Annotated in this window: 18 protein-coding genes; 7 read left to right on the top strand and 11 right to left on the bottom strand. The window is 64.7% G+C overall.

The window, feature by feature from the left end; genetic code table 11:
- Positions 1 to 222: 222 nt before the first annotated feature.
- Positions 223 to 1662 (top strand): capsular polysaccharide export protein, LipB/KpsS family, encoded by a 1440-nt coding sequence (locus AKJ09_RS35620; protein ID WP_146652307.1) that lies wholly within the window; start codon positions 223 to 225, stop codon positions 1660 to 1662.
- An 81-nt stretch (positions 1663 to 1743) separates the two neighbouring features.
- On the opposite strand, the gene pseI is transcribed toward AKJ09_RS35620, so the two are convergent.
- The 8 genes from pseI to AKJ09_RS35580 form a co-directional block, all read right to left on the bottom strand.
- On the bottom strand, positions 1744 to 3276 hold the full coding sequence (gene pseI / locus AKJ09_RS35615) for a pseudaminic acid synthase (RefSeq protein WP_146652306.1): 1533 nt from the start codon (positions 3274 to 3276) through the stop codon (positions 1744 to 1746).
- Positions 3273 to 4475, bottom strand: a complete 1203-nt coding sequence (pseC, locus tag AKJ09_RS35610; RefSeq protein ID WP_146652305.1) for a UDP-4-amino-4,6-dideoxy-N-acetyl-beta-L-altrosamine transaminase — start codon at positions 4473 to 4475, stop codon at positions 3273 to 3275. The genes pseI and pseC overlap by 4 nt, the downstream gene beginning before the upstream one ends.
- Positions 4469 to 5494 carry a dTDP-glucose 4,6-dehydratase gene (locus tag AKJ09_RS35605; protein ID WP_146652304.1) on the bottom strand — a complete coding sequence of 342 codons (1026 nt, stop codon included), beginning with the start codon at positions 5492 to 5494 and terminating at the stop codon, positions 4469 to 4471. The genes pseC and AKJ09_RS35605 overlap by 7 nt, the downstream gene beginning before the upstream one ends.
- A 22-nt stretch (positions 5495 to 5516) precedes the next feature.
- Positions 5517 to 6545: a polysaccharide biosynthesis protein gene (locus tag AKJ09_RS35600; RefSeq protein WP_146652303.1), complete on the bottom strand. Its 1029-nt coding sequence runs from the start codon at positions 6543 to 6545 to the stop codon at positions 5517 to 5519.
- Between the two features lie 190 nt (positions 6546 to 6735).
- Entirely contained in the window at positions 6736 to 7749 is a 1014-nt protein-coding gene (gene pseG / locus AKJ09_RS35595; protein ID WP_146652302.1) for a UDP-2,4-diacetamido-2,4,6-trideoxy-beta-L-altropyranose hydrolase, read from the bottom strand.
- A gap of 69 nt (positions 7750 to 7818) precedes the next feature.
- Positions 7819 to 9285 carry a lipopolysaccharide biosynthesis protein gene (locus AKJ09_RS35590; RefSeq protein ID WP_146652301.1) on the bottom strand — a complete coding sequence of 489 codons (1467 nt, stop codon included), beginning with the start codon at positions 9283 to 9285 and terminating at the stop codon, positions 7819 to 7821.
- A complete protein-coding gene (locus tag AKJ09_RS35585; protein ID WP_146652300.1) occupies positions 9282 to 10625 on the bottom strand; it encodes a hypothetical protein in 1344 nt (447 codons plus the stop codon). The genes AKJ09_RS35590 and AKJ09_RS35585 overlap by 4 nt, the downstream gene beginning before the upstream one ends.
- 41 nt (positions 10626 to 10666) lie before the next feature.
- A complete protein-coding gene (locus AKJ09_RS35580) occupies positions 10667 to 13204 on the bottom strand; it encodes an O-antigen ligase family protein (protein WP_240488695.1) in 2538 nt (845 codons plus the stop codon).
- Between the two features lie 66 nt (positions 13205 to 13270).
- On the opposite strand from AKJ09_RS35580, the gene AKJ09_RS35570 reads away from it, so the two are divergent.
- Positions 13271 to 15187, top strand: coding sequence for an aromatic ring-hydroxylating oxygenase subunit alpha (locus tag AKJ09_RS35570; RefSeq protein WP_169928130.1), 1917 nt, complete (start codon positions 13271 to 13273; stop codon positions 15185 to 15187).
- A 10-nt stretch (positions 15188 to 15197) separates the two neighbouring features.
- On the opposite strand, the gene AKJ09_RS35565 is transcribed toward AKJ09_RS35570, so the two are convergent.
- The 3 genes from AKJ09_RS35565 to AKJ09_RS35555 all read right to left on the bottom strand — a co-directional run bounded on the left by AKJ09_RS35565 (position 15198) and on the right by AKJ09_RS35555 (position 18561).
- Positions 15198 to 16376 (bottom strand): acyltransferase family protein, encoded by a 1179-nt coding sequence (locus AKJ09_RS35565; protein WP_169928129.1) that lies wholly within the window; start codon positions 16374 to 16376, stop codon positions 15198 to 15200.
- An 85-nt stretch (positions 16377 to 16461) separates the two neighbouring features.
- Complete coding sequence (locus AKJ09_RS35560; protein ID WP_146652295.1) at positions 16462 to 17700, bottom strand: glutathionylspermidine synthase family protein; 1239 nt, start codon at positions 17698 to 17700, stop codon at positions 16462 to 16464.
- Positions 17701 to 17703: 3 nt separating this feature from the next.
- Positions 17704 to 18561 (bottom strand): DUF350 domain-containing protein, encoded by an 858-nt coding sequence (locus AKJ09_RS35555; RefSeq protein ID WP_146652294.1) that lies wholly within the window; start codon positions 18559 to 18561, stop codon positions 17704 to 17706.
- 26 nt (positions 18562 to 18587) lie between these two features.
- Here AKJ09_RS35555 and AKJ09_RS35550 point away from each other — a divergent pair, with 26 nt between their 5' ends.
- From AKJ09_RS35550 to AKJ09_RS35530, 5 genes are all read left to right on the top strand, one after another.
- The gene (locus tag AKJ09_RS35550) at positions 18588 to 19100 is read left to right on the top strand and encodes a GNAT family N-acetyltransferase (RefSeq protein ID WP_146652293.1); all 513 of its coding nucleotides are present in this window, start codon (positions 18588 to 18590) and stop codon (positions 19098 to 19100) included.
- Positions 19101 to 19200: 100 nt separating this feature from the next.
- Positions 19201 to 21246 carry a hypothetical protein gene (locus tag AKJ09_RS35545; protein ID WP_146652292.1) on the top strand — a complete coding sequence of 682 codons (2046 nt, stop codon included), beginning with the start codon at positions 19201 to 19203 and terminating at the stop codon, positions 21244 to 21246.
- Positions 21247 to 21368: 122 nt separating this feature from the next.
- Positions 21369 to 22241 carry an acetyl-CoA carboxylase, carboxyltransferase subunit beta gene (gene accD / locus AKJ09_RS35540; RefSeq protein ID WP_146652291.1) on the top strand — a complete coding sequence of 291 codons (873 nt, stop codon included), beginning with the start codon at positions 21369 to 21371 and terminating at the stop codon, positions 22239 to 22241.
- A gap of 8 nt (positions 22242 to 22249) precedes the next feature.
- Complete coding sequence (locus AKJ09_RS35535; RefSeq protein ID WP_146652290.1) at positions 22250 to 23557, top strand: bifunctional folylpolyglutamate synthase/dihydrofolate synthase; 1308 nt, start codon at positions 22250 to 22252, stop codon at positions 23555 to 23557.
- Between the two features lie 103 nt (positions 23558 to 23660).
- Positions 23661 to 24146 carry a YajQ family cyclic di-GMP-binding protein gene (locus tag AKJ09_RS35530; RefSeq protein ID WP_146652289.1) on the top strand — a complete coding sequence of 162 codons (486 nt, stop codon included), beginning with the start codon at positions 23661 to 23663 and terminating at the stop codon, positions 24144 to 24146.
- The last annotated feature ends 32 nt before the right edge of the window (positions 24147 to 24178 follow it).

Genomic DNA, 24178 nt, shown 5'->3' with positions numbered 1-24178 from the left:
GAAAGCCGCTCTGCGAGTTCCTCGACGCGCCCGAACGACGAGCCCGAACGACGCGCATGAATGTTTGGAGCGATGGGCTCACCACACACGTCAACGTGGAACGTGGAACCCCGACGATCGTAGCGAAAAGCAGGCAAGGACGCGAGGGCGGTGCGGGGCTCCCCGGCTTGCCAGCCAGAGATTGCCGTGGTAGCTGCGCGGGGACGTTGCGTGAAGGCTCACATGCATTTTGACTTCGTTTTTCCGGTCCTGAACGACGTCCCGAACCAGCTCTGGTTCACCGACACCAAGAAGAAGACGAAGGCAGGCGAGCGTTCCTGGCTCGAAGCGCGCCCGGTCTCCGAGCTCGACTTCTTCATCAACATCGGTGAAGAACTTCAGCGACGCGGCAAGACCGTTGCTTTCATCGCCACGACGCCTCGAATCCAGCAACGCCTCCGCGAGCGCTTCGAGGAAGTCTTCTACGCCTACGAAGGACTCGTTCGACGCCGCGCGGTTCCGGCCCAGGAAGTCTGGGAGCTCGAACGGACCTACCGCATCGGCTCGCTTCGCGGTTGGGTCTACGCGGAGCGCGCGTACGACTGGGCCCTCGACTACGACGATCTCCTGCCACGAGCAGTCCATCTGCTCCGCTACATGGATCGATTCGTCACCGAGCATAGCGTCGGCGTCTTCATCAACAACATCGGCGGAGAATTGATCCGCCGTGCGATGGCGGCGGTCGGCGCCGTGCACGGTGTCGAAAACCTGATCTTCGACTTCGTCGCCCTCCCGCAGCGATTCGGCCTGACCAACGAAGAAACCGGCCTCCGCTTGCCCCTCGCGCCAGAACAAGCCAGCGAAGAGGACCTTGCCTGGGCGCGTGGTTACCTCGGTGAGCTCCGAGGGCGCCGGAAGCCCTGGATGCCGGCGTCTCCGCTGGGCTTCGAACGAGGGAACTTCGAGCGAGCTTTTGCCGCCGTCGCCGCGACGCCGTATCAGAAAGACGTGTCGATTCGACGGCTCCTTGGCGAGCGAGCGCGCAGGGTCGCGCGGCGCATCGCCGGCAGCGCGCTTTGGGAGCAGGTGCGGCCAGGAGAGCGCTACGTCTTCTTCCCCGTCCACCTGCCGAACGACACAGTCGTCACCCTCCGTGCGCCCCAGTTCCAGCGACAAGACGAGCTGGTCCAGTTCATTGCGGAGCGCGCACTCCCCGCGGACACGAAGCTCTACGTGAAGCCGCACATCGGAGCGCGTGACTCCTTTCCGATCGACTTCCTCACGAAGATCCGCCGACTGCCCAACGTCCGGCTCGTTGCCCCGGCAACCAACCCTCACGATCTCATCGAGAAGGCGCTCGTCACGATCGTCATCAATTCCACCGCCGGCTTCGAGTCCATCGTCCACGAACGACCGACCGTGGTCCTCGGCAAGCCTTGGTACGCGCATCAAGGACTGACGGTCGACGTGGCACGCCTCGACGACCTGCCGGGCGCAATGGAACAGGCGTTGAGCTTCCGGCCCCCCGTTGATCGTCTGCTCCACTTCCTCGCGCACTACCGCAACATGACGTACGAGGGCACCTACGGATGGGCGGATCCGGAGAATGTCGCGAAGCTCGCAAGCGTCCTCGTTGCACGTTTGGATCTTCGTTCCCAGCCCGTCGCGGCGGTCGCCTCCTGAGCGACCGCCGACGAGAGCGATGCGATCACCATCGCTCTCGTCGGTGGCTCATGCAGCCGCGAAGCTGCCCGAGGCTTCACCTCACACGTATGGGACGATACGCCGCTCGCATCGCAAGAGTCGGACACCCTCTTGCGATCGCTCCGTGAAGGCGTAGTAGCCAGCGCACTTGAAGGCGCGAATGCTCGCCTCGTTCTCCGGACGAATCGTGGCGACGAGACGTTTGACGCCGAGCGCGCGCGCAGGCGCTTCCACCGCCCCTAGGATGGACGAGGAGAGCCGGCGACCACGCGCTTCCGGAGCCACCGTAATCGAGACTTCCCAGGTCGATTGGCCGACCTTGTCCAATCGCACCTGACCAATGGCGTTGCCGTCGAGTTCGGCAACGAAAAGCTTTCGATCGGCGGCGTCGAGCACCCGTGCGAGCCATGCCTCGTGTTCCGAGCGCTCGACTTCGGCCTGCGCAATCGACATGGCACGGGTGGTCGCGTCGTTTCGCCAGACAAGCAAAGCGTCCGCATCCCCCTGGAGCGCGGGGCGAAGCTCTACGGCAGCACGAGGCGATCGCTGGCCGACGTCCTCCCAGGAGAGAGGCGTCGCAGCCTTCAACGCGCGCGCGGCTCGACGGCCCAGTATCGCTGGCAGTTCGCGCGGGGGAAGACCATCGGCCGGACGGACACTGCGAACGAGGTCGCACGTCAACACGGCACCTTCCGCGACGTCCGCACTCACGAAGAGCGAGCGTCGGAACTTGGCGCTGCCAGCCTCGTCGGCGGAGACACCGAATCGAGGGGCACCGAGTGCACGTTCGAGATCGCGCACGGCGGAAACCATCGACTTGAATTCGTCCGGCTCGAGCGAAAAGAAGGAGTCGGGGCCACCGAGTGAACGGTCGAGAATGAAATGCTTCTCGATGACACGTGCGCCGAGCGCGACGGACGCAATCGCCACCGTTGCGTCGCGCGTGTGGTCCGAGAGGCCGAGCACCGTGCCGAACGCCCGAAGCGTTTCGAAACTTCGCAAGTTCATGGCGTCGGGGCGTGCGGGATACGACGACACGCAGCGGAGCAACACGAGCCGGTCGTTGCCAGCCTCACGACAGACGGACAGCGCGGCTTCGATATCGGACAGACTCGCCATTCCGGTCGAAATGACCATCGGCTTGCCGGTCTGTGCGATCCGCTCGATCAATGGAAGGTCGACGATCTCGAACGACGCGACCTTGTAGATGTCCATCCCGAGGCCCTCGAGGAACTCGGTTGCCGTGGGGTCGAAGGGGGTCGAGAACCAAACCAACCCGTTCGCTTCTGCGACCGCCTTGAGCTCGGCGTGCCACCCCCACGGCGTCATGGCCTCCGCGTAGAGGTCATGCAGCGTTCGACCGGCCCACGCATTGGCCGTCGTGACGACGAACGGTGGGGCAGAGCTTCGAAGCGTGAGCGTGTCGGGCGTGTACGTCTGGAGCTTGATCGCGTCGGCGCCGGCCTTGGCGGCGGCCTCGATCGTACGCTTGGCGACGTCGATGTTCTGACCGTGGTTCGCCGACAACTCGGCAATGAAGAAGACTCGCTCGTCTTCCCCAATCCTTCGTCCAGCAACGTCGAATGCCTTCATGCACCCTCGGACACGATTCTCGTCACGGCTGCAACGACGCGATCTACGTCGCCGTCCGACATGGTCGGAAACATCGGGAGGCTCAGACAGCTCGCGTAGTAGGCATCGGCCCCCGGAAGCTTCTCGCTTCCCATCCCGTGACGCCGAAAATCGGGCTGCGTGTGGACCGGGATGTAATGCACCTGGGCGTGAATCCTCTGCTCGGCGAGGGCGAGATAGAGAGCTTTGCGCCGCTCGGCGACACCTGCGAGGTCCTCCCCCGGACGCGCGACGAGGCGCACGACGTACAAGTGATACGCCGAGCGAACGCCGGCCGGCACGACGAGCGGCCGAAGCCGCGACGAGAGCTGCGCAAACGCCTCGTCGTAACGAGCGGCAATTTCTCTGCGACGACTCACGAAACGACCGAGCTTCTTCAGCTGGCTCGAACCGAGCGCGCACTGCAAATCGGTGATGCGATAGTTGAAGCCGAGCGCGCGTTGCTCGTAGTACCAAGGACCGTCGTTCTTCTCGAGCTTCTGCGGGTCCTTGGTGATGCCGTGCGTCCGAAGGTCGAGCAGCTCCCGGTAGAGCGCCTCGTCGTTCGTCGTGATGGCGCCGCCCTCCCCCGTCGTCACGTGCTTGACCGGGTGAAAGCTCAAGATGGCCATGTCGGCGTGCTGACAAGAGCCCGCGCGATACGTGACGCCATCCACATCGTAGGTCGCGCCGAGCGAGTGAGCGGCGTCCTCGACGACGAGCGCTCCCGCCCGCTTCGCGATCGCGTTCACCCTCGGAAGATCGGCGACCGCGCCGGTGAGATCGACCGGCACGATGACCTTCGGAGGCGTGCGCGCGACGCACTCCTCCAGCGAGCGCATCGAAAGGAGCCCGGTATCGGGATCGACATCGCAGAACCGAGCCGTTCCACCCGCATAACGAATGGCGTTTGCCGACGCGACGAAAGTGATCGTCGAGGTGATTCCTACGTCGTCCGCGCGAACACCTGCTGCGAGCGCCGCCAGGTGGAGCGCAGCGGTCCCGTTGGCAACGGCAACAGCATACCTGGCGCCGGTGGTTTCGCAGAGCGCCTCTTCGAACCGGCGCACTTCCGGACCTTGCGTCAGGTAGTCGGACCGAAGGCAGCGAACGACGGCGTCGATGTCGTCATCGTCGATGCTCTGTCGACCATACGGGAGGGGGTGGAGGTCGCTCACCATGCCCAACGGTTCTCCTCGAGCCACCGCCGCGTCCGCTGCAGCCCTTCTTCGAGCGAAACTTCGGCCTGCCAATCGAGAAGGCGCTTTGCCTTCGAGGAGTCACAAAGCAACTTCATGATCTCGGCCTGAGGGTGATCATGCGGGACGTGTTCGACGCGGTTCCCTTGACTCGAGCACATCGCGGCCAGATCGACGATGCGCACGTCGCGACCGGTGCCGGCATTGATGATCTCGCCTTCTGCAGAACCAGACTCCATCGCGCGAACGATGAAGTCAGCGCAGTCCTCGACGTAAAGGAGGTCGCGCGTTTGTTGGCCGCTGCCTTTCACGCGCAGAGCTTCTCCAGCGATGTCTCGCTTGAGGAAGATCGACACGACGCCACCTTCCGAATTGCTCTTCTGGAACGGTCCGTAGGTATTGAACGGCCGCACCACGGTGACCGGCATCGCGTACGACTTGTGGTACGAGATCGCGAGCATGTCCGCGCCGATCTTCGCCGCCGCGTAAGGCGACGCCGGTCGATAGGGGTGCGACTCTGCAATCGCGTTGCCGCCCGCAAGATCGTACACCATGCACGTCGACATGACGGCGACGCGCGGCGCTCGCTGAACGAGGCGCGGCACATCCGCGTCGTAGTCGAAATGCCCCGCGTCGACAGTCAGACCGTTGGCGGCGAAGTACTGTCGTCGACACGCCTCGAGAACGCGAAACGTTCCCTCCGCTTCGTTCCGGAACGTCGGCTCGGGCTTGTCGATCGAGCTTTGAACGTTGATGGAGGCCGCAAGATGAAACACGGCATCCCAGGGCCCACGCTCGAACACCTGGTTGACGAAAACGCCATCCTTGACGTCGCCGACGAGCAGTCCGAGCCATCCGGGTTTTCCTTCGAAGTCGCGAACGTTCTCACGACGCCCATTCGAAAGGTCGTCGACAGCAAGCACCGCGTCGCCTCGAGCGAGGAGCTTTTCGACGAGCCAGCGACCGATAAACCCTGCTCCACCCGTTACCAAGCACCGCATCGACAGCCGCCTATGTTGGAATTCATTCCGCCATTGCATCCCGGTCGGGAATCACTCCTCCCGGGCGGAGATACTTCTCGAGGATCCGGTGTTCACGAAGATAGGCAGCAATCTCCGCACGCGTCATGCGCACGTCGAGCGAGCTGTTCCACTCCTTCGTCACCCGCGCTCCTTCGGAGTAATGCTTCCGAAGCTCCGCGCTCGCAGCGCTGTTTTCTTCCGCCGGCACCACGACAAGGAGGCGTTCGAGGTCGAGCGTGCGCGGCACCTCTTCGGCACTCAACAGCTCTTCGTACAGCTTCTCTCCCGGACGCAGTCCCATCTTCACGATGTCGACCGGCGGACGCGAGAGGACCTCGGACATCGCGGACGCGAGGTCGGTCACGGCAAGCGCACGCATTTTGGTGACGAACAGTTCGCCGCCGAGCATCCTAGCCCCCGCTTCCAAGACGAGCCCAGCGGCCTCATCGATGGTCATCACGTAGCGGGTCATCTGTTCGTCGGTGAGCGTCAGAGGCTCTCCGCGAAGCAGCTGGGACGCAAAAATGGGGACCACGGAGCCGCGCGAGCCCACGACGTTGCCGAAGCGCACGGCGGCGAAACGTGTCCGGCGAGGGCCACGAATCTCGTTTGCGGCGACGACGAGGCGTTCCCCCATCATCTTTGATGCGCCCATCACGTTCGTCGGATTGACGGCCTTGTCACTCGACGTAAAGATCACGCGCGCCACGTCCATGTCGAGCGCAGCACGGATCACATTGTTGACGCCGTGCAGATTCGTCTGAACGACCTCGAACGGGTTGTACTCACCAAGACCGACATGCTTGAGCGCAGCCGCATGGAACACGATGTCGACACCCGACATGGCCATGCGCAAGCGATCGAGGTCCCGTATGTCGCCCAACTGGGGGGCCAGATTTCCCTTCGCGGCCAAGCGCTGATGGAGGAAAAAGAGCTCCGTCTCGCCGTGGTCGAAGCAGCGAACCGAGCGCGCGACCGGCAGCACCTTCTCCGCCAACGCGGCACCGATGGTCCCCGCGGCCCCGGTAATGAGAACCGTCTTCCGCGTACAAAGGTGAGATCAATCATTCCCGACACTCCGATGACGATGGGCGCTCCGGCATTCATGCCGGTATCGGGCCGGCCGTCGGTCGAGTAGCACATCACCTTACAGATACATAGCAGCGGACACGAGCACGCCGCGAAAATCGCAGACTACCCGAGGCATGTCCAACGGGAAGTCACTCCGAGCGACCGCGCCGACGAACTTCTTCGACGAGTGCGTGCGCGGCGCGTTCGCTTCCTGCACCGTCGACGGTGGCACGTTGGCGCTCGACCATCATCCCGCGCGCCGCGTGGTCGCTCATGAGACCACGCAAAGCTTCCACGAGCCGCGCGGAGAGCCCGGCGTCGAACCTTCCGACGCTCAGCATCAAGCCTCGACGGGCAGCTTCTTCCGCGACGGGCTCCTGATTGTCGGCGATGGCAAAGACAATCGCCGGAACGCCGACGCAAGAAAGCTCGAGACAAGTACTGCCTGCCGCGGAGATCGCGACGTCACACCAGCGCATCTCTTCGCTCATGCGCTGCGCATCGACGACGACTTCAACATGGTGCCGCTCGATGCGTCGAGCAAGCTCCCGTATCTCAGCCGCCCGCAGATTCGCTGCCCCAACGATCGTGCGCACGTCTGCGTCGTCGATCTCATCCAAGGACCGCAAGACAACCTCGGTTGCACCTGCGGGATCCGAGCCCCCCATCGTCACGAGGAGACGCGGGCGTTCGCCTCGCACGACCGCAGACTCGTTGCGTACCTGCAAGAACTCATCGCGAACGAGAGCGTAGGTCGGTCCAAGCAACGTCTTCGGGACCCCCGCATACGTCAAACGTTCGGCAAACAGATTCCCGTTCACGACGACGTCCGCCCGAACCGGGACCCCGAGGTCGTCGATGACGCAAAAGACCCTGCCGCCCCCTGCCAGTGCCTCGTGTGTCTCCGGGCCGAAGCCATAACCGTCCGCGATAACCAGGTCGGTCTCGCGAACGACGCGCCTCAACGTCCCGCCATCGTCGGCGAGCGAGTGTACGCAATACCCCGCGCGCTCGATCCACGAGCGGACGTGCGCGCTCGGCTCCGAGATCGCAAACTCGACGACTGCCCCTTTCGCGCTCAGAGAGCGGCACAACGTCAAGCAGCGAGCGAGATGGCCGTACCCTATGGAGGAAGAAGCTTCGACGCGAACGAGAACTCTCAAGGCACCGTCTTCTCTCGTTGCAGCGCAAGGTGAGGGGCAAGGTCCAGGAGCCCGTTCATAAGCATGAGCTTACCGACGCGCAACGGGAACGAAGCAGCCGAGCAGAAGCGCAATGCTCGCGAGCATGGCCATGGCTCCACCAACCGTCCCAGCGTACCAGCCCGGAACAATCAGCGACACACAGGTTACGGCGCCCGCGACGCATGCCGTGGGGACCAGCGACGTCGCGGCAAGTCGAAGACCCGCTGCGCGAGTTTTGCCCATGAGTGACATCGCGACCGTAATCGAGACGAAGTGCATGATGATCATGACCAGCGCCGAGCCGACGACGGCGCCGACAATCGCCCCCCCCCACAAATGAATACCAACCCCCGCCGCTGCAAAGGCAAGGAGGCTGCTGCCACCGACGATGACGACCAGTCCGCCTTGTCGATCAAGCGCGTAGTAAACGTTGGTGACCAGACCAGCTAGGACGGTAACACTCGTGGAGAACAGCGCGACGATTGCAGCGGACAGTCCAGCGACATGATTTGGCCATACGTGGTGCACGGCGGTGGGGAGAAGCGCAGCGCCAATACCGACAACTCCCGCGACGACGAATGACATCACCTTCATCGGTCGCTCGACGAACGGGTAGATGTCGTCGCCACGGCCCACGGCTTCGAAGAACTGGGGCGTGAGGACCCCCAAGGGTAGCGACGTCAACGATGGCAATAGCGCGACGATGTTGGCACCGATGTAGTAGAGGCCCGTCGCCTCGGGACCGCAAAGCCGAAGCATCGTCGTCCGGTCCGCCGTCGTCAGCATCAGCGTCGTCACGGTGATTGCGACGGTCATTCCGCCCACTCGGAGCTGGGTTCTCAGCCGCAATCGATCGATGTTCGGACGCGGAATGCCGGCGTGCCTCACCAGGTAGCTCGTCTCTACGAGCGCGGGGACCGCCATCGCCAGGAGCAACCCGTTCAACTTCCAGAAGATGACGAAGGCGAGCGACGGCAACGTCACGATGCCCCCCAGCGCATAACCGACGCTGAGTTCTTTGAATCGACTATCGGCCTTCGTCATCGTCACGAAGTACGACCGAAGAAGATTCACGACGAGGTAGACCGATGCGAGCGCGAGCGTCACGATCGCGTTGACACCGGTTACGATCGGAGCGAGCACTCCGAGCGCGACGACGGCCGCCACGGACGCGACCAGTATGACGCCGAATGCCGTTTCCTTCTCCCGCAGGGCATCCGCACTCTCGCCTTTTGCCCTAAGCAGGGGAACGCTGCGATAGGCGCCAAACAGCGAGCCGAGATGAGCGTTCGTCCCGTAGTTCAACAAGAGCTGTAGGCCTAGCCATGCGCCGTTCTCGGTGTCGGAGAGGACACGCGCGGCCACGCCGACCCGCAGAATGCTCCCGACGATCGTGATGAGCGATCCTGCCGAGTACTGCATCGCCGAACGGACGATGAGCTTGAACCGCGATTTCAACCGGTCGTCGTCGGTCTCGGATACTACTTCCACGCCGATGGTCTCTCCGCCGCTCATCGCGTCACCGAACCTTTGCTCGCTTGGTTCTCGAGTGTCGACGAGCGCGCAAGTCGTCGGTGCAAACGCAACGGCATGCGCGGTCGAGGAGGCGAAACTCGTCTCGCGGCCGCCTGCTGGAAGACTACGATGAGCAGCGCATAGAACGGCAGCAATGGCGTCCGATAGCGAGAGAGCGTGCCGAGGTTCGTCGTCGCCAGACCAACGCCGGTGCCGCCAATGAGCAGGAAGGCAGCTGCGAAGATCAGCATGCCGTTGGAGAGGACCTCGCGACCGGCCCGACGCAACCCGGTTCGGGCGAGCGCGCGGAGGAGAAGGATCGTCATCAAGAGCATCTCGATCGACGAAATGGCGGACGTCAAACCGCGCGCCTCCGTTGGAAACGGACGCGCGAACGTCGTAACCAAGGCGATGGGCGCGTAGACTGCCTGCCCGGCCAGCGAACGCTGCGTCGCGTCGCCAATTGCGTAGTCAGAGCCGCCCTGCGTCTCGCGAACCCACGCCTGTTGTCGCGCGATCGACTGTCCGAGATTGTCGATCGAATAGTCCTCGAACTGCTTCCCGAGCAGCACGAGCCCCCCAACCCCAACGACGAGGCCGATGACGAGAATGACCGGCGCAAACTTCGGCGCGCGTTCGATCTTCGCGAAGAGAATCCAGAATCCGACACCGACGACGAAACTGAGCAGAAAGTAGGGCTTGAAGTCGGCAACGACGAGGAGCCCACATACAACGAAAACAAGCGCAGTGAGATTGAACGCTCGCAGCAGCAGCTGAGCTCCGCGCACGAGAACTCCGAGGCCGGCCATCGCGAACGCCTCTTTCACGAGCCCCGACGTCCAGAAGACGTAGGAAGGGACCAGCATCGTGACGAAAGCGATCGCGCGCTCGTCGAGAGTCTTCAACTCGTCACGAACGGCACGAAAAAGGGCCCACTTCCCAAGGAAACTCATTCCCGCGAAGAGGAGAAAGATCCCCCAAACTGACCGGGTTAGAACGAGCCCGATCGCCGCCGCACTCACCATGTTGCCGGTCGGGCCAGTGCCTTGGGGCAGCTCCGACGGCAGAAAGCACGCCGCCTTTGCGATCTCGAAGGTCCAATGGAGCGGATGCACTTCGATCAGCGAAGCAAGCACCTCCCCCCCTTCGAGGTATCCGTGCACGTCGCTGATCACGAAGACTCTCTCCATGATCTCGTAGTTGGCGATGGCCAACACGAAGTGCATGAGCAGCGACATCGGCACGTACGTGCGCTCCATCCGCGACGCACGCATCGTGCCTACCGTCGCGACGGTGACGCCTAGGATGACGATGACAATGCACGAGAGGACGTCAGACACGAGAACCCGTCGTTCGCTAGAGGCCGCGTTCTATAACATCCTCATCTGGGCTCCGCGAGCCGGGCGTTGAGGCGTACGGAGACCTCGTTCATCAGCGACTGCCAGTGGGGATCCGACGGGTGTCGCTTCGCGAGCTTCGCGTAGGCGTCGATGGCCGCCGTCGACATCCCGCTCTTGCTGGCGAGCGCGCCGATCCTCTCGAGTAGCGCATCATCATCGGGCGCGACCTCGGAGGCGCGCTGATACATCGAGAGCGCCTTGGCGTTGTTGCCGAGTCGCTCCTCTTGAACGGCACACCAGCCATAGAGCTCACGACAGTCGGCAGGGCCTCCACATCCTGCCCTTTGCAAACGTTCAACCCCTGACTCCGCGCGACGCCTCTGGTGGTTATCGATTGACAGCTGCACGAGCGTACGCAAACACGCCGTGCGTTCCGTGACGCCGTCGCTGGCGCGCTCGAGATCATCAAGCGCTGGCGTCACCTCGCCGGCCGCGATGCGGAGACTCGCGACGAGCACCTGCGACTCGCAGCGATTCGACTCCTTCGCCGCGAGACGCTGCGCGTCTTCGTACGCCGTGTGAAACAATGAAGCATCCGACCAAGGGTGCTCGTTGACGGCATCGCTGAGCGCAGCTCGGAGCCGACGAACGAGCGGTCCCCGAGCGGAGGGATCTCGGAGCTCGAGCTCACGGTCGAGACGTTCGACAGTCGACGGCAGCCGCGCGGCGATCCGGCCAACGAGCGCCTCCAAGAAGTCACTTCCCTCGCTCCCCTCTGGAACGAGCTCGAGTGCGTCATCGAAGTTACTCACGAGCGGAAGAGCCTCGGCCAACACTGCGTCCTTCAGACCGGGTTCCGACGACACGGCCAGTCGATACTCGAGCCTTGCCTGCGCACGCTGACGCGCAGAAAGACTCCGCGCCAACACCAAGTGTGCGCGGCCAAGGTGGGGACTTCGCTCGAGCGCGCGTCCGATCCAAGGGACGACGCTTTCTGATCCCGTCACCTGGGCGCGAACGGCCCCCATCAACGGAAGGAACGGCTCCGCGGGGAAGCGGAGCATCGCGCTTCGGAGATTGGAACGGTAGACGTCCGACGCCAGCGACTGGTCGAGAACGGTGGTGCTGAAAGCGATGCGGTCATCCGCGACCACCCGCGGAATGTTCACCATGTTGACGACGGCGAGACACGACGCAAAAGCGGCCGCCGCCATCGCAATGGGGCGCAGAGCTCCTCCGAAGACGACCGGAGACGACCGGCCCTTCGTGGAGCTCGAGCTTCCGACGACGAGAGCCATGCAGACGCAGAGCGCGGCGACGATCCCTGGTACCTCGAGGTGATAGTCGACCAAGTCGTGAAGCGTCACGGCGACGAGCGCCGCCCAGGCCCCGACCTCTGGACGAGCGGCATGGAGCAGGTTCCTTGGACGAAGAGCGGCGTACAAAGCCGCGCTACCTGCAATGGCCGTCGGCACTCCCCATTCGGTGCACCACTGCACCACAACATTCTCGGGGTGGGTAAAGGTAACATATGCGTGGCCTTCGGTGACCACGGGAAACACGGTCTCGAAGGAGCCTCGACCGAACCCTACGGTTGGCGCAAGACCGACGAGCCGGAGGGCGTTCCGTGCCATCTCCAACTTCGAGAAGTCGCGACTCGCGAGGTCTTCGCGTGCGAAGTCGGACAATCCGAACGCGACGAGCCCCGCCGCCGAGACGACGACAACGACGCTCATGATGGCTTCGACCGAGGAACTCGAGAAACGACGACGCGTGTACGCCGCAAGGCAGCCCGTCAAGGCGATGCCCAGCAGGAGGGAAGCTGTTCCGCCGCGCGAGCCTGCCCATACGCTCGTTGCGGTCAACAGAACCGCTGCGCCGATGGCAAGCGCACGAGGACTGGAGGGTCGTGGGGAAAGCGCTGCGCCGAGCGCGAGGCATGCCCCGATGTTCAGGTACGCGCAAAGGTGATTCGTGTTGAGGAGCGGACCATAGTGCCCTGGCGCATAGGCGTAGATGTCGCGTGGACTGTAGATGCCGAAAACCTTCGTCGCATTCACCGCGGGGTGCGCCAAAGCGCTCAGCGCAACCGCAATCGTGGAGGCAACCAGGAGCCGGACGAGAAAGGTACTGCCACCTTCGAGACCGACGATACGCAACGCACCAAGGAACATGCAGGCGTAGAAGAGACCTCGGAGAAGCTCGATTCGTGTCGCCGGCGGCGCGACGGAGATTGAGTGCCATGCTGGTCCTGGCTCGCGGAATGGCGAAAGGGCGCGATCCCAGATGTCAGCATTCGCGGGTGCGACAACACGCACGACGGTGGCTGGCAGCGGGATGCACTGCAAGAGCGTCGCGCCGATGAAGATGCAAAGAGCGACGACAATCCAGCGGCTGGCACGCGAGGTCCGATGTGGCGGCGTCGTCCACAAGAGGCCGCACGAGATGGCCGCCACCACCGTCATGGCCGCGAGCACCGAGGACAGGAGCGAGCCGACGGCGAGTGCAGAGGCCGGAACGACGAACGCGAGCAACCATTTGCCCACGGTGATCGCGCGAGTCTCGTCAACGGACGGCATGACAGCCGGCATGATACCGTCTCCGTGGATGTCGCGCGCGGTCACGTGGTGGGAGCACGGCTAGTCATGCTTTCGAAGGCTTTCCTTACCGAACACCGCGCGATTTTCGGCCATGATTGGGTCTGCGTGGGGCGCATCGAGGACCTTTCAGGTGCCGATGCCTACCTCCGCATTCCGCTGACGCCCGCCAGCATCCTGATCACGCGGGGCGACGACGGGGAGCTGCGCGCGTTCCACGCCATCTGCACGCATCGCGGGGCGGGGCTCTTCTTTCCGAACGCGCCGGAGGAGGGAGAAGCGCGGCAGTTTCGGTGTCCGTACCACGGCATGGTCTTCGGCAATGACGGCGCGCCGTGTGCGTCGGGGGGATCACCGCTCGCGAAGACGACGCCGCCACTCTCCCCTGCCCGCGTCGAGGTCGCCCACGGCTTCGTGTTCGTGAATCTCGACCCGCAGGCGGCGTCGCTCGAAGAGGCGCTCGGAGAGACGCCGCCTTGGCTCGAGCGCGCAGAGCTCTCGAATCTGAAGCGCGCTCGGCGGATGGCGTTCGACGTGAAGGCGAACTGGAAGCTCGTCGTCGACAACTTCCAGGAGTCGCTCCACTTCGAGTCCGTGCATCCGGCACTCGAAGTGCTCACGCCTTCGGCGCAGGCGGAGACGTGGATGCCCGAGAGCGGCGGGCCTTGGCTCGGTGGGATCATGCCGATCCGCGAAGGGGCCGAGACCGTGTCGATGTCGGCGCGTTTCCAGGGAAGGCCACTGCTCGTGCCGCCCGAGGACCTGCGCGTCGTGCACGACGCCATGCGGTTTCCGAACCTGCTCACGAGCCTGCAGCCCGAATACCTGCTGACCTTCACGCTTTTCCCGATCGACGGAGAGACCACGCGCGTCGTCGCCAGCACGTACGTCCACGCCGAGGCGCCGGAGGAGTCGCTCGCGGACGTTCTCGACTTCTGGTCGCGCATCTACGATGAGGACAAGCGCGCGTGCGAACAGCAGCAGGTCGGGCTTTCCTCGCCTGGTGCGCCAGCGACCACGCTCACCGAGGTCGAAGAAGGCGTGCTCGCGTTCCGAGCCATGGTCGAAGCACGGCGTGCCCCGTCGACGCCGCTTCCTTCGCCGAAGAGCGCGGGCTCACGCCACTGCGGAATTTTCGGGCGCCCGTACGCCGATCTCTCGAGCCTCGTCGACACCTCCGGCTTCGCCGCGATGCATGACGAGATCACGCGAGGACTGTCGCTCGTCGAGACGTCGTACACCGGCGGGAGCCTCAAGTGGATGGGCGTCACCGCGCCTTGGGTCACGTCCGATCCCTACCGCGACTACATGCACGTGATACGCGCACTGCCGCGTGACGAGCTCGCGGAGCTCATCGCGCTCGGCGACGGCGATCCGAGCGCGTTCGATCTGGATCGCCCGGAGAGCATCGCCCTCGGCGACGAGACCGACCATCCGCTCACGCGCGCTCAGATGCTGTTCCTCAAGATGCGCCACGGCGTCTATTTCCCCTGGAAAGTCTGCTACCACCTGCTCGAGAACGATCGCTGGGAGGACAAGCACTCCGGCGAGGGCAAGGACTTCAGCGAGGAAGCACGCCGCGTGTTTCCGAAGACCGTGGCCTTTCTCGAGTCGCTCCCCTTCACCGAGATCGGACGCGTCGTCATCTTCGGCATCGAGGCGAACGACCACGCCCCCGCCCACCGTGACAGCGAGCCCGGCAAGGCGCTCGCGCTCGCGCAGTCGATCAGCTTCGAGCCGAGCCGGCTCGCTCCGCGCTCGGCAGGCCGACACAAGCGCTTCTACGTGACGTCGCCCGATGGCGCGAATCAAGTCGTGGTGGATGCGCCCATCTACTGGTTCAACGACATGGATTGGCACGGCGTGCTCGCCGACCCGTTCTTCCGGTATTCCATTCGCGTCGACGGAGTCTTCGATCCACGCTTCCTCGCCGACGTCCGGCGCGAGACGCGAAGCCGCCGTTGAGCGTAGACGCTCAAGCCGGAGGCACCGCGCTGATTCGTTCCGTGAGGGCGTGGGCCTTCGACGTGCGCTTGAGGCGTTTCGACAACTTCAGCGCCGGAACTTCGACCGCCAAGTAAAAGCCGTAAGCGAAGACCAAGCCGGCCACCAGGCTGAGCAGGACGATGACGTCGACGGGCAGACGGCCCGCAAGGAATCGCAACGAGGCATACAGGATCGTCGTGTGCACGAGGTAGTAGCTGAACGAGACCTTGCCGAGGAACGCCGCGAACCGCGACGAGCACAATCGCTGCCCGACGGGGCTCTCGAAAGCCGCAACGAAGAACACGACCGCCGCCGGCGCAACGAGCCACTCGTCGGAGAAGGGCACGATATGGCCCACTGCACGTCCGTAGTTGTAAAGGAGCCACGCGACGGCGAGGATCGACGTACGCACCCACGGGCTGGCGCCTCGAAACATGGCGCGCAGCGAAGCGAACGACCGCGCCGCGTTCGCTCCGACGATGAACATGCCGGCAAAGTGCAGTGACGTCAGGTAGTCGAGAATCGCATCGTCGTGCGTTCGCCAACCGACGACGATGCGAATCGCAGTGAGGCTCGCGGCAAGTCCGAGTGACAGCGCGGGGCGAAGCCGTGTCACCGCGAGCAGGATGAGCGGAAAGAGCAGCGACACTCTCATCTCGACAATGAGAGACCAGAACACCGGGCTGAGCGTGCTGGTGTCGAAGTGGTGAAGCATCAAGACGTGGTCGAAGAGGCTCGCGAGCGTGGGCGGCGCGTGCCAATGCGACGAAACCCAGGCGCCGACCATCGCCGGGGGCGCGTGGGACGACGCGAAGGCGCAACCGACGAACGCCAGAATGACGGCCGCGAGATACGGGATGTAGAGACGCGCGAACCGACGAACGACGAAGATCGGATAGCTCGTGCGCTGCCCTCGAAACGCCGGAAGCGACAGCACGAAGCCACTGAGCACGAAGAACAACACGACCGACTCGTGACCAGCGGCGAACGCGTACGTTGGAGCGTACTTGAGGAGCAACGCGAGCTTGGCTTCCGCCTGATAGGGACTACCCGCGGGCATGCCCTGGAAGACGGAGAGATGGTGGCTCAATCCAACACTGAGGGCCGCAATGCCGCGAAGTGCGTCGAGTTCGTCGTATCGCTCCGTGGCTCGAACCTGATTCGACATGTTCTCCCGGCCCTCTGGCGCCATGCTTGCTAGCACGCCGTCGTGGTGGCTACCGAGCTAACGTTGCGCCAGGCTCGCGCGACATTCACGAGAGAATCCCGACCGGCGCACTGCAAGCTCGGTCGTCCGTGGGGCCGGCCTGGATGCGCGCGTAGAGGCCTGCGGCTTCGCCGGCCAGGACGTAGACGCCGTGGTTGATGCTCTCGCCTCCGGACGACTCGTGCGCTTGGAAATAGCGCTGCACGATCCAGCGGCCCTGGCGTGCGTGTGCGAGCGAGGCTCGCCAGATCTCGTCGGTGACGGCGCGGCCCACGATGACTTCATCGCCCTCGGCGCCGTAGTCACTCTTGAGGACCCAGTCGTCTTTCTGGGCGGCGAGCTGCTCTTTGTGGAAGGCCTCGAGGCGGCGGGTGACGGGGACGTGCGCGCGAATGACGTCTTGCGACTTGCGGGAGAAGCGGTGGATCTGCTCCCACATGAAGGCCATCGCGCGCTTGTTCTGGGGGACCACGGCGCCGAAGGGGTTCACCACCGTGCAGGCGCCGTCGAGCTGTGCCGACATGATCGCCGAGAGCGCTTCTTCGAGCGGATCGGCATCGGCGAGGTCTTCGTCGTCCCACGCGCTCGTGCGTTCGCCCCACCAGTCCGTCTTGTAGTGGCGCAAGACGAGGGAGATGGGCTCGTCGAAGAGAAGGAGGCCGTGCTCGGGCTCGTAGGTGAGGTTGTACGGCGAGCCGAGGACGATCTCCCAACCGGCCCCTTCGAACAGCTTCTTGTAGAGGCGAACGAGCGACAGATCTTCGGGCAGCTCGGTCGGATAGACGATGCCGGCGCGGCGCGGGCTGGCCTTGCGCGAGCGCGTGGCGGCATCGAGGGATTCGGCCACCGCGACGAAGCGCGCGCCGAGATCGCGATTCGGATTCACCGCGCCCGGTCGAATCTGGGCGAGGAGTTCGCCGAGCACGATCGCCTCGGCTTCGCCCGTGGGCGTGTCGCAATTCAGCTCGGCGATCTGCAGGCCGTCGTTCGTGACGAACACGTCGGCGCGCGCGATGCCGTGCCAGAGCGGCTGCGACGCGAGCCACATCGCCTTCTGGTAGCCGGTCAGCCCGAAGAACGAGTCGAGCAAGTCCGGTGCGTCGGAGACGAGCAGACAAAGCTCGTTGTAGACCTCCGCCACCGATTCGGCCGTGCGGTACATGGCGCGCGCGCCTTCGGCCGAGAGCAGAACCGGCTCCTCGCGAAAGCGTGGTTCGCCGTTCAGCCACGGATCGGTGACGATGCCGCTCGCCGTGATTCGTCGCGCGAAGTCGTCGTACGACACGGTTCAGACGAGCCTGGCGACGGAGAGCGCCGTCGCGATGTAGGTGGCCGCTTCGAGCGCGCCGAGGCCCTCGTTGCGGTCGGTGCCGATGCCCGTGTCGAGACGTCCCCCACGAAACGTGAGAGGAGCCCCCAGAAGGAGCGACTGCACGAAGAGCTGCCGCACCGGATAGAGCGCCAGCGAGAGCGCGAGGATCGAGGCGTAGCCCTTCAGCGAGACGTCCCACGTCACGAAGTCACCGTCGAGCGCGCAGCCCACGATGATCGCCACGGCGATCGAGAGCCCCGCGTAGCTGAGCGCGGCCGCGAGATTCTCGCCTTGGATCTGCTCCGCGTCGTCGTAGGTGGTGAGCGCACGGAAGAGAGAGACGAAGAGCCAGAGCGTGGCGATGGCGATGAAGAAGAAGAGGAGCGACAGGCCCACGTCACGGAGCTTCGTGCCGGCGATGGCGTGCGCCGCCACGATGCCCGTCGCTACGTAGTGCGAGCCTCCCGCGACGCCGGCCGCCACGTTTCCGCGTGCGATCTCGGCGGGGAGCCTCGAGCGGAGGAGGAGGCGCGTCCCGAGCTCCCCCGTCAGCGCGACGAGCACGATGCCGAGGACGCCGAACGTCGCCGCCGAGAAGACGTCTTCGCGAAGACTCTCGCCCTCGACGCAGTTCTTCACGACCGAGGCGGCGACGAAGAAGACGCCGAGCACTTGTCCCACCTGCAGGAGGTGGCGCGCCGGGTTGGCCTCGCCGAAGTCCTTGGCCACCGTCTTTCCCGGCGAAAACACGCGCTGGCCGAGGCGGAACAGCACGAGAAGCGCGACCGTCGTGACGACAGCGAACGCCAAGGCATAGAGCGCCGGCAGATCCATGCCGTCGAAAATACTACCCTTCCGCCATGCTCGTCATCCGGAAGGCATCCCGCGAGGATGTCCCCGCCATCTTGTCGTTGATTCGAGACCTTGCCATCTACGAGCGCGAGCCGGACGCGGTCGTCGCCACCGAGGCCGACCTGCTGCGCGACGGCTTCGATACCGACGCCCCCTCGTTCCACGTACTCATGGCGACCTGGCAGGACGCCCCGAACGCCGAGCCCATCCCGATTGGCTTTGCCTTCTGGTTCTTCAGCTACTCGACTTGGCGAGGCCGCCGGTGCCTCTACCTCGAGGACCTGTTCGTCAAACCGGAGCACCGAGGGCGAGGTGCAGGCCTCGCGCTGATGCGTGCCCTCGCGCGCGCGGCGATCGAACAGGACTGCCCGCGTTTCGTCTGGCAGGTGCTCGATTGGAACGAGCCGTCGATCGCGTTCTACGAGAAGCTCGGCGCCAAGGTGCTGCGTGAATGGCTCACCGTCCGCATCGAGGGTGAAGCATTGCACCGACTTGTGAGTGCGATCTCCTCGATCACCTGAGGCGCGCGCGCCGCTCTTCGATCGGGCCGTGTCTCATTTGGCGTCTCAATGGGCTCGGCCGTCCGCGATCCGAGCGAAGCCACGATACGTGCAATGCGCAATGCGCAAACACGACCTCGCCTTGGCGGTCTTGCTCCCGGTCCTCGCCTGCGGGTGCGGTTCTTCGGGAAGCGGAAACGGCAACGACTCGGGAAGCAGTGGGGGAAGCGGCGACGGTACGTCGAGCAAGCCCGGAGGCAGCTCCGGAAGCACGCCCGGTTCGAGCGGCAATCCCTCCACGAACGACCCTGGCACGCCCACCAACCCCACCGGCCTGACCGGCGTCTGGAAGGTCGACGGCACCGACGCACGCGGCGCGTACAGCGGCGAAGTCGAGCTCGTGAGCAAGGACGGAAAGCTCTCGATCACGCGGATCGTCAAGTACGCCACCGCCAAGGTCGAAGACGGCCGCGAGCTCCACTGGGTATGGCAGGGGACGGCGTCCGGCTCGAGCAGCAAGCTCGACGTGAAGGTTCCCCTCAAGCGCGCCGACTTCATGACCAAGCGTGGCACGGTCACGCACACCGCGGCCGACGTTCCCGTCGACGTCACCGGCTCCTTCTCGTCGAGCACGGCAGGCACGATCAGCGGCACCTTCACCGGACCGGACATCAACGCGAACGAGACGTGGACGGCACGTCGTGATTCGGGCGCGAAGCCCATCTTCGCCGACGAGCGCGTGACGAATCCCGCGCACGATCCGCCGAGCGCCTCGGTCAAGACCACGCTCTTCGGGACCTACTCGAACTTCCGGACACTCGCCGCGGTGCAGCCCTACGTGAACCGCCCCGAGTTCGACGCGGCCGTGCACGGGCACGTCGTCGACACGACCGACTTCGCCTTCTACCAGGCGAACCCGAAGGCGCTTCGCGTGCTGAACAAGGTGATCGACGACGTCAGCCTCGGCGAGACGCTCGTTCGCGCCAACGCCTACCGCGACTCGCTCAAGGCCAAGGCCGACAAGTTCCAGGCGGACATGGAGACGCGCTGGATCGACTCGTTCGTCGGCATGGTCGTCGACGGCGCCGCGCCGGGCAGCACCGTCCACGAGCCCTCGGGCGACAGCGCGCTCTGGACCGGAACGTACGCCGCGGCCCAGGCCTATCGCTTCCAGGTAACCGGCGAAGCCGTCGCCAAGACGAACCTGATCACGAGCCTCGAGGCGCTCCTCAAATTGCAGGAGATCACCGGAGACTGGTCGTCGTTCGCGCGCGTCCTCCGTCGTTCGAACGGGCCGGCCACCGGCGATTGGCACACGGGGACCGGCAAGTTCGCAGGCCTCGACTGGCGGGAGGGTGGCAACAACGACATGCTGAAGGGCATCCTCTACGGCCTCACGCTCGGCTACGAGGTGCTCTGCGGCGACGGGGCAAGCGGCTACGACTCGATCTGCAAGCGCATCCGCACCAACGCGAAGCACATCGCCGACGACGTGAACACGTCGCAGGGCTTCAATCAGCTCCCCGGCACCTGGCTCAGTGCGTGGGTCGACGACTCGATCACCTACCGCGCCAAGGCCGAAGGCTTCTGGGTGGCCGCCAAGGTCGAGAAGAAGAACAACCCTGTCTTCTACGAGCAGGGCACGGCCGACTGGAGCGGCACGCACCTCAGCTTCGTCGGCGACACCATCGCGATGCTGCTCGCTTCTCACCTCAACCTCGGCGGCGACGCCGTGAAGGTCCACAAGGACGAGATCGACGCGAGCCACGACAACCTCGCCAAGCAGCGTCTCGCCGTGTGGCACCTGATCCACGCGGCCTACGGCTCGGGCGCGAAGAGCTCGCCGTTCGTCGACGACATGCGCTGGCGACTCCGCGAGATCCCCTACCCCAAGACCTCGTACCCGATCGACCACCGCATCAATCCGGACTTCTGCATGTCGCCCTACCCGGCGCTGCCCTGGAAGACGGACTGGATGAATTACCCGAACCCCGACCGCACGCAGTCGCTCGTCAGCTACCCGATCTTCGAGCAGGAGACCGACGTGTCCTACTGGAAGGTCGGCCTCAACTACGACGGCGGAGGCCCCTACGAGTCCCCGGGCGTCGACTTCCTGCACGCGTACTGGTACGCGCGGAAGTTCGGCATCCTCTCGGCGACCGAGTAGGCGCCTGCAAGGCCCGAAGGGGCATCAAGACCTGTCCTACATCACGGCCGAGCCTGAAAACTCGGCCGTTTTGCGTGGGGCGGGCAGCGGCGCGAGAACAATGCTAAGGAGCCGGCGAAGTCATGACCTGGCCTCAGAAAAAGACCGGTGGGCTCGACGCGAGCGAGAAGACGAGCTTCGGCAAAGGCGTCTTCCGCAAGTGCGAGGGTTGCAACGAGACGATGTCGGCGGAGACCTTCGAGACGAACTTCGAGGTCTGCCCCCAGTGCGGCAAACACCACAAGCTCTCCGCTGCACGCTGGCGCCAGCTCCTGCTCGACGACGGCAAGCTCGAAGAGTGGGACGCCCATCTCGAGCCGACCGACCCGCTCAGCTTCAGCGACGGCAGGTCGTATACGGAGCGCGTCACCTCCGCGCAGCGTTCCGCGCGTTCGAAGGACGCCATCGAGACGGGCCGGGCCACGATGGGCGGCACCCCCATCGCCTACGGGGCCTTCATCTTCCACTTCATGGCCGGGTCGATGGGATCGGTCGTCGGCGAGAAGATCACGCGCCTCTTCGAGCGCGGCGCCGAGCTTCGCCTCCCCGTCGTTCTGCTCCAGGCTTCGGGCGGTGCACGTATGCAGGAAGGCATCCTGAGCCTCATGCAGATGGCGAAGACCGTCGGCGCACGCGAGCGCCTTCGCGACGCCGGCATTCCCTTCATCAGCGTGCTCTTGCACCCCACCACGGGCGGGGTCGCGGCGAGCTTCGCGTTCCTCGGCGACGTGAACGTGGCCGAACCGCAGGCGCTCATCGGCTTCGCCGGACCGCGCGTCATCGAGACCACGATCCGCCAGAAGCTGCCCGAAGGCTTCCAGCGCAGTGAGTTCCTCATCGAGCACGGCATGATCGACCGCATCACGAGCCGCCTCGAGATGCGCAACGAGATCGGCATGCTCGTTCGTCACCTCGCGCACGGCTCTCGCCCCAACGGGGCAGCAGTCTCGGCCTGAGGCACGCGATGCAAGCGCGCGCAGTCGCGACGAGTCCGCTCGGCCTCTCCCGCGAGCGACTCGCACGTGCCCTGGGAGCGCTCTACGCGCGGGTCCCGCTCGGCATGCGGCTCGGCCTCGATGCGATGCGTGCAGCATGCAAAGAGGCCGGACACCCCGAGCGCGCGTTCGAGGTCGTCCACGTCGCCGGCACGAACGGCAAGGGCTCGACCTGCGCGATGATCGAGTCGATCGCGCGCGCGTCCGGCAAGAAGACCGGGCTCTACACGTCGCCGCACCTTTGCCGCTTCGCCGAGCGCATTCGCATCGACGGTGAGCCCATCGACGACGCTGCGCTCACCGAGGTCCTCGAAGAGGCGCTCCGCATCGGCCCCGATCTCTCGTTCTTCGAAACGGCAACGCTCGCGGCGTTCCTCGCGTTTCGCGCCCACGGCGTCGAGCTCGCCGTGATCGAGGTCGGCATCGGCGGCAGGCTCGACGCGACGAACGTGGTTCCTCCGCCGCGCGCCACGGCGATCACCCGCGTCGCGTTCGACCACATGGACAAGCTCGGCAACACCCTCGCCGAGATCGCCGCCGAGAAGGCCGGCATCGCGAAACGAGGCTCCCCCCTCGTCGTGGGACGGATGCCCGAAGAGGCACGGGCCATCATCGACGAGATCGCGCGCGCCGAGGGAGCTCCGATCGTTAGCGCCCAGACGCGCGAAGAGCATCTCTTCTGCGCGCTCTTCGGCCTGCACACGCAACTTGGCGGTGCATACCAGGGGCCGAACCTCGAGGTCGCGTGGCTCCTCGGTGAGGTCCTAGGAATCGGTGAAGAGATTCGCGAAACGGGTCTCGCGACTGCACGCTGGCCAGGACGTTTCGAGCATCTCGTGACGTCGAGCGGTGCGTATCTACTCGACGGCGCCCACAATCCCGACGGCGCAGAAGGACTCAAAACCAGCCTCTCGATGGCGCGCATGCCGATCGTGCCGACTTCGCCGGGCGTCGGTTCGCTCGCGCACTACCCCAAGGTGGCGCTCGTGTTCGGTGCGATGGCGGACAAGGCGTGGCCCGAGGTCCTCGACACCATCGCGCCGCTCGCTGAAGACCGCGTGTACGTCGCGCCCGCGGGTCGGGCGGCCGCGCAACCGGACATGCTGGCCGCACGTCACGCGGGTGTCACCGCGGCGAGTGTCGGCGATGCGCTCGTGCGAGCACGCGAGCTCGCCGGTCCCGAGGGACTCGTGCTCGTAACCGGATCGCTCTACCTCGTCGGCGAAGCGCGGGCGAAGATCCTCGATCTGCCCACCGATCCCCCGGTTGCGCTCTAAGCTGCGCGGAGCAACGTCGTGAGTCACGTCAGGCGGCGACAGACCTCCGCAGCGTTCCTAGAACCTGTCACGCGCCCCCTTCTCTCGGTATTCTGAGCCTCCCATGCCGAGCTTCGACATTGTCTCCAAGGTGCAATGGAACGAGGTCGACAACGCCCTCAACCAGAGCCAGAAGGAGATCGCCCAACGATTCGACTTCAAGGACACGGGCACGGAGCTCGAGAAGAAGGACGAGGGGATCGACATTCGCTCGTCGAGCGAAGATCGCGCGCTGGCCGCGCTGACGGTCTTCCAGGAAAAGCTCATCAAGCGCAAGGTGAGCCTCAAGTTCATCGATCCGCAGGATCCGAAGCCCACCAGCAAGGGCGGCTCACGCATCCTCGTGAAGGTGAAAGAGGGCATCGAGTCCGACCCGGCGCGAAAGATCATCGCTTCGATCAAAGACTCCAAGCTCAAGGTTCAAGCGTCTATCCAGGAAGCCCAGGTCCGCGTCAGCGGCAAGAACAGGGACGACCTGCAGAAGGCCATCGCCCTCGTCCGAGGACTCGATCTCGGCATCGAGCTCTCGTTCGTGAACTTCCGAGACTGAGTACGCACTTCCATCCGCCACCGATCGCACCG

It is taken from the genome of Labilithrix luteola (assembly GCF_001263205.1).
GTDB classification, from domain to species: domain Bacteria; phylum Myxococcota_A; class Polyangia; order Polyangiales; family Polyangiaceae; genus Labilithrix; species Labilithrix luteola.
This window is presented reverse-complemented; position numbering and strand designations above follow the sequence as displayed.